The organism is Hydrogenobaculum acidophilum, assembly GCF_054656715.1.
On sequence record NZ_BAAHXP010000032.1, the window covers coordinates 1 to 5,126 of the forward strand.

At 53.0% G+C, this 5,126-nt stretch carries 2 tRNA genes and 3 rRNA genes; all 5 read left to right on the forward strand.

The annotated features are described in order from the left end of the window. The first annotated feature begins 170 nt into the window (after window positions 1–170). Window positions 171–1,726: ribosomal RNA gene (locus ACYQZV_RS08900) — 16S ribosomal RNA — on the forward strand. Between the two features lie 52 nt (window positions 1,727–1,778). Beyond that, a tRNA-Ile gene (locus ACYQZV_RS08905) sits at window positions 1,779–1,853 on the forward strand. A gap of 20 nt (window positions 1,854–1,873) precedes the next feature. After that, window positions 1,874–1,945 (forward strand) — tRNA-Ala (locus tag ACYQZV_RS08910). Between the two features lie 72 nt (window positions 1,946–2,017). Then, a 23S ribosomal RNA gene (locus ACYQZV_RS08915) occupies window positions 2,018–4,947 on the forward strand. A 55-nt stretch (window positions 4,948–5,002) separates the two neighbouring features. Continuing rightward, window positions 5,003–5,123 (forward strand): 5S ribosomal RNA (gene rrf, locus ACYQZV_RS08920). Together the 16S, 23S and 5S rRNA genes with 2 tRNA genes alongside form the textbook arrangement of a ribosomal RNA operon. The last annotated feature ends 3 nt before the right edge of the window (window positions 5,124–5,126 follow it).

Here is a 5,126-nt window from a genome sequence, read left to right on the forward strand (position 1 = left end):
ATGATACATATCATATCATTACCTCTTGACAAACCCTTTTAGATGGTGTATACTTAATATTCTCAATTGGTTGATAGCTTAAAAATAAGTGCTATCAACGGGCGTACTTCAATAGTTGAATAAGAGGATAGCGTAGCAACACCATTAACATTAAAAGCCATGGATAAAATTCTTTGAAGAGTTTGATCCTGGCTCAGCGCGAACGCTGGCGGCATGCCTAACACATGCAAGTCGAACGGAAAGTGGGGCAACTCACTTTCAGTGGCAAACGGGTGAGTAACGCGTGAATAACCTGCCTTTGAGAAGGGGATAACTGTCCGAAAGGATAGCTAATACCCTATAATGTCCTTTGTCACTAAGACAAAGGATGAAAGCGAGGCTGTTAAAGGCTTCGGCTCAAAGAGGGGTTCGCGTCCTATCAGGTAGTTGGTGGGGTAATGGCCTACCAAGCCAATGACGGGTAGCTGGTCTTAGAGGATGATCAGCCACAGTGGGACTGAGACACGGCCCGCACCCCTACGGGGGGCAGCAGTGGGGAATCGTGGGCAATGGACGAAAGTCTGACCCCGCAATGCCGCGTGAGGGAAGAAGCCCTTCGGGGTGTAAACCTCTGTCAGATGGGAAGATGGGACCAAGGGCTAATACCTCTTGGTCTTGACGGTACCATCAGAGGAAGGGACGGCTAACTACGTGCCAGCAGCCGCGGTAATACGTAGGTCCCGAGCGTTGCGCGATGTTACTGGGCGTAAAGCGTCCGTAGCTGGTTTCGTAAGCGGATTGTCAAAACCCGAAGCTCAACTTCGGCAAGGCATTCCGAACTGCGTTACTTGAGTCCTGTTCAGGTAGGCGGAATTCCCGGTGTAGCGGTGAAATGCGTAGATATCGGGAGGAACACCAGTGGCGAAGGCGGCCTACTGGGACGGTACTGACGGTCATGGACGAAAGCTGGGGGAGCAAACCGGATTAGATACCCGGGTAGTCCCAGCTGTAAACGATGGATGTTAGGTGTAGTGATAACTTCGCTGCACCCCAGCTAACGCGTTAAACATCCCGCCTGGGGAGTACGGGCGCAAGCCTGAAACTCAAAGGAATTGGCGGGGGCCCGCACAACCGGTGGAGCGTCTGGTTTAATTCGATGCTAACCGAAAAACCTTACCAGGGTTTGAAATGGTAGGAAAGGCTGTCGAAAGATAGCCGTGTTTCCCTTTTGGGAGAAATCCTACCACAGGTGGTGCATGGCCGTCGTCAGCTCGTGTTGTGAGATGTTGGGTTAAGTCCCGCAACGAGCGCAACCCTTGTCCTTATTTGCTTCCTCTTATGAGGTGCTCTATAAGGAGACTGCCGGCGACAAGCCGGAGGAAGGAGGGGGCGACGTCAGGTCAGTATGCCCTTTATGCTCTGGGCTACACAGGCGCTACAGTGGCAAGGACAATGAGTGGCAAGAGCGCGAGCTCAAGCTAATCTCACAAACCTTGTCGTGGTGCGAATTGAAGGTTGAAACTCACCTTCATGAAGCCGGAATCGGTAGTAATGGCGTATCAGCTATGTCGCCGTGAATACGTTCCCGGGCCTTGCACACACCGCCCGTCACGCCACGGAAGCTGGTGTTTTCGGAAGTCCTCGAGCTAACCCGCAAGGGAGGCAGAGGCCGATGAAAACGTCGGTAACTGGGGCGAAGTCGTAACAAGGTAGCCGTAGGGGAACCTGCGGCTGGATCACCTCCTTTTTTAACGGATTATACTTGCTACGCTATCCTCTCATTGAGCTATTAACCCTTAGGGCCTCTAGCTCAGTTTGGTTAGAGCGTACCCCTGATAAGGGTAAGGTCACTGGTTCAAATCCAGTGAGGCCCATTATCAGGGATGCGAATTAAGGGGATGTAGCTCAGCGGGAGAGCGCCTGCTTTGCAAGCAGGATGTCGTGGGTTCAAATCCCACCATCTCCATGTGTAAACATGGAGAGGCTCAAGTGCTTAATAAGTTGAATAGGTTTAAGAGAAGAAGTGATTAAAGTGGGTATGCAAGTTAGTAAGGGTCCTTGGTGGATGCCTTGGCAGCCAGAGTGGATGAAGGACGTGGTAAGCTGCGATAAGCCGGGTGGAGGCGCAAACAGCCTTTGAGGCCCGGATCTCCGAATGGGGCAACCCGCTATGGGTAATACCATAGCACCCGAAAGGGGCACACACGGGGCGAAGTAAAACCTTCTAGTAGTCCCAGGAAAGGAAATCGAATGAGACTCCCTAAGTAGCGGCGAGCGAACGGGGATTAGCCTAAACCTACAAAGTGCCATGGTGGCAGCCTTAGCTTTGTAGGGGTCGTGAGGCGCATCTTCAAGACTCTGCCAAGTCTTGCGGAAGTTACAAAACTTTATGCTAGCAGAAGCGCTTGGAACAGCGCGCCATAGAAGGTGAAAGCCCTGTATGCGAAAGCATAAAGTCTTCCGGATGCGTCCTCGAGTACTACCGCCCCCGCGGAAGGTGGTAGGAATCTGGGGAGACCACTCTCTAAGGCTAAGTACTACTGGCTGACCGATAGCGCATAGTACCGCGAGGGAAAGGCGAAAAGAACCCCGGAAGGGGAGTGAAATAGAACCTGAAACCAAGGATCTACAATCCAGTGGAAGAGGCTTTTGCCTCGACTGCGTGCCTTTTGCAAAATGAGCCAGGGAGTTGTCCTAAGCTGCAAGGTTAAGTCGCAAGACGAAGCCGAAGGGAAACCGAGTCCAAACAGGGCGTTAAGTAGCTTGGGGCAGACGCGAAGCGGAACGATCTACCCATGCCCAAGGTGAAGGACAGGTAATACTGTCTGGAGGCCTGAACCAGTCGGTGCTGCAAAACCGTTGGATGAGGTGTGGGTAGCGGTGAAAAGCCAATCGCGTTCCGGGATAGCTCGTTCTCTCCGAAATAGGTCGACGCCTAGCGTCATGGTAGCTTCTCTCAGGTAGAGCCACTGGAAGGGCTAGGGCCTCGAAAGGGGTACCGAACCCTACCAAACTCCGAATGGGGAGAAAGCGTTCCATGGCAGTCAGTACCCGGGGGATAAGCTCCAGGTACGAGAGGGAAAGAACCCAGACCGTCAGCTAAGGTCCCTAAACTGAGCTAAGTGGGGAAGGATGTGAAACCCCTAAAACAGCCAGGAGGTTGGCTTAGAGGCAGCCATCCTTTAAAGAGTGCGTAACAGCTCACTGGCCTATTGGGGTTTCGCGCCGAAAATTTAGCGGGGCTAAGCTCAGTACCGAAGCTACGGACAGCTTTTAGCTGTGGTAGGAGAGCGTTCCCTGTTGGCTGAAGTCAAAGCCGTAAGGCATGATGGACGACAGGGAAGTGAGGATCCTGGCATGAGTAGTAGCGAAGATAGATGAGAAATCTATCCGCCGGAAGCCCAAGGTTTTGGCGTCAATGTAAATCATACGCCAGTTAGCCGGTACCTAAGGTGAGGCCGATGAGGCGTAGCCGATGGAAAACGGGTCAACATTCCCGTGCCAGCTAAGTGGAGGTTAAGTCATGACGTAGGAAGCTAAAGGCAGCCTGTTATGGAATGCAGGTTCAAGGTAGTAGGAGGAAGGGATAGGCAAATCCGTCCCTTCATACTCCGAGAGCTGATGAAGTAATTGCCTTGACGCTACACTACCGAGAAACAATGGCGTAACCTTTGAAGCTTAGCTGACCGTACTGGAAACCGACACAGGTGGGCTGGGTTAGTAGCCTAAGGCGTCGGGGGAACTCTCCTCAAGGAACTCGGCAAATTGACCCCGTACCTTCGGAAGAAGGGGTGCCCATGGAGGTTGTAGTTTTTCGGCGAAGGCCTCCGTGGGTCGCAGAGACCAGGTGGTGCCGACTGTTTACCAAAAACACAGGACTACGCAAACTCGAAAGAGGACGTATGTGGTCTGAAACCTGGCCAGTGCTCGTAGGTTAAGAGGCGGGGTGCAAGCCCCAAATCGAAGCCCGGGTAAACGCCGGCCGTAACTATGACGGTCCTAAGGTAGCGAAATTCCTTGTCGGGTAAGTTCCGACCTGCATGAATGGTCCAACGAGTGCCACGCTGTCTCGAGGAGAGACCCGATGAAATTGTGATGCCGGTCAAGACACCGGCTACCCACGGCAGGACGGAAAGACCCCGTGAAGCTTCACTGTAACCTAACATTGGACTTTGACCTATCCTGCGCAGGATAGGTGGGAGGCTTGGAAGTCCCTCTTTCGGGAGGGATGGAGCCGCCGGTGAGATACCACCCTGGATAGGTTAGAGTTCTAACCTTAGCAAGTTAGCCTTGCAAGGGACAGTGTTAGGCGGGCAGTTTAGCTGGGGCGGCTGCCTCCCAAAGAGTAACGGAGGCGTCCAAAGGTACCCTCAGGCGAGTCGGAAATTCGCCATCGAGTACAAAGGCATAAGGGTGCCTGACTGTGAGACAGACATGTCGAGCAGACGCGAAAGCGGGGCTTAGTGACCCACATGCATTCCGAGTGGAAGGGCATGTGATCAGCGGATAAAAGCTACTCCGGGGATAACAGGCTAATTTCGCCCGAGAGCCCCTATCGACGGCGAAGTTTGGTACCTCGATGTCGGCTCCCCCCATCCTGGAGCTGAAGCAGGTTCCAAGGGTTGGGCTGTTCGCCCATTAAAGGGGGACGCGAGCTGGGTTCAGAACGTCGCGAGACAGTTCGGTCCCTATCCGCCGTGGGCGCAGGAGTTTTGAGAGGGTCTGTCCTTAGTACGAGAGGACCGGGACAGGGAAGGCTCTGGTGTATGGGTTATCACTCCAGTGGTAGCGCCCAGTAGCTATCCTTCTACGGAATAAGCGCTGAAAGCATCTAAGCGCGAAGTCCACCTCAAGATAAGAACTCCCTGAAGAGCCGTGGAAGATGACCACGTTGATAGGCCCTTTTATAGTGGAAGCCAAGCAATTGGTGGAGCTAAAGGGTACTAATAGCTCGTTCGACTTGCATACCCACTAACTTCTTCTTTCTTCTTAAACCTATTGAGCTTATAAAATAAAAAGATTCTCCGCGGGCCATAGCGAAGGGGAAACACCCGGTATTCCATTCCGAACCCGGCAGTTAAGCCCTTCTGCGCCGATGATACTGTGCTGGGCAAACGGCACGGGAAAGTAGGTCGCCCTCGGGGGTT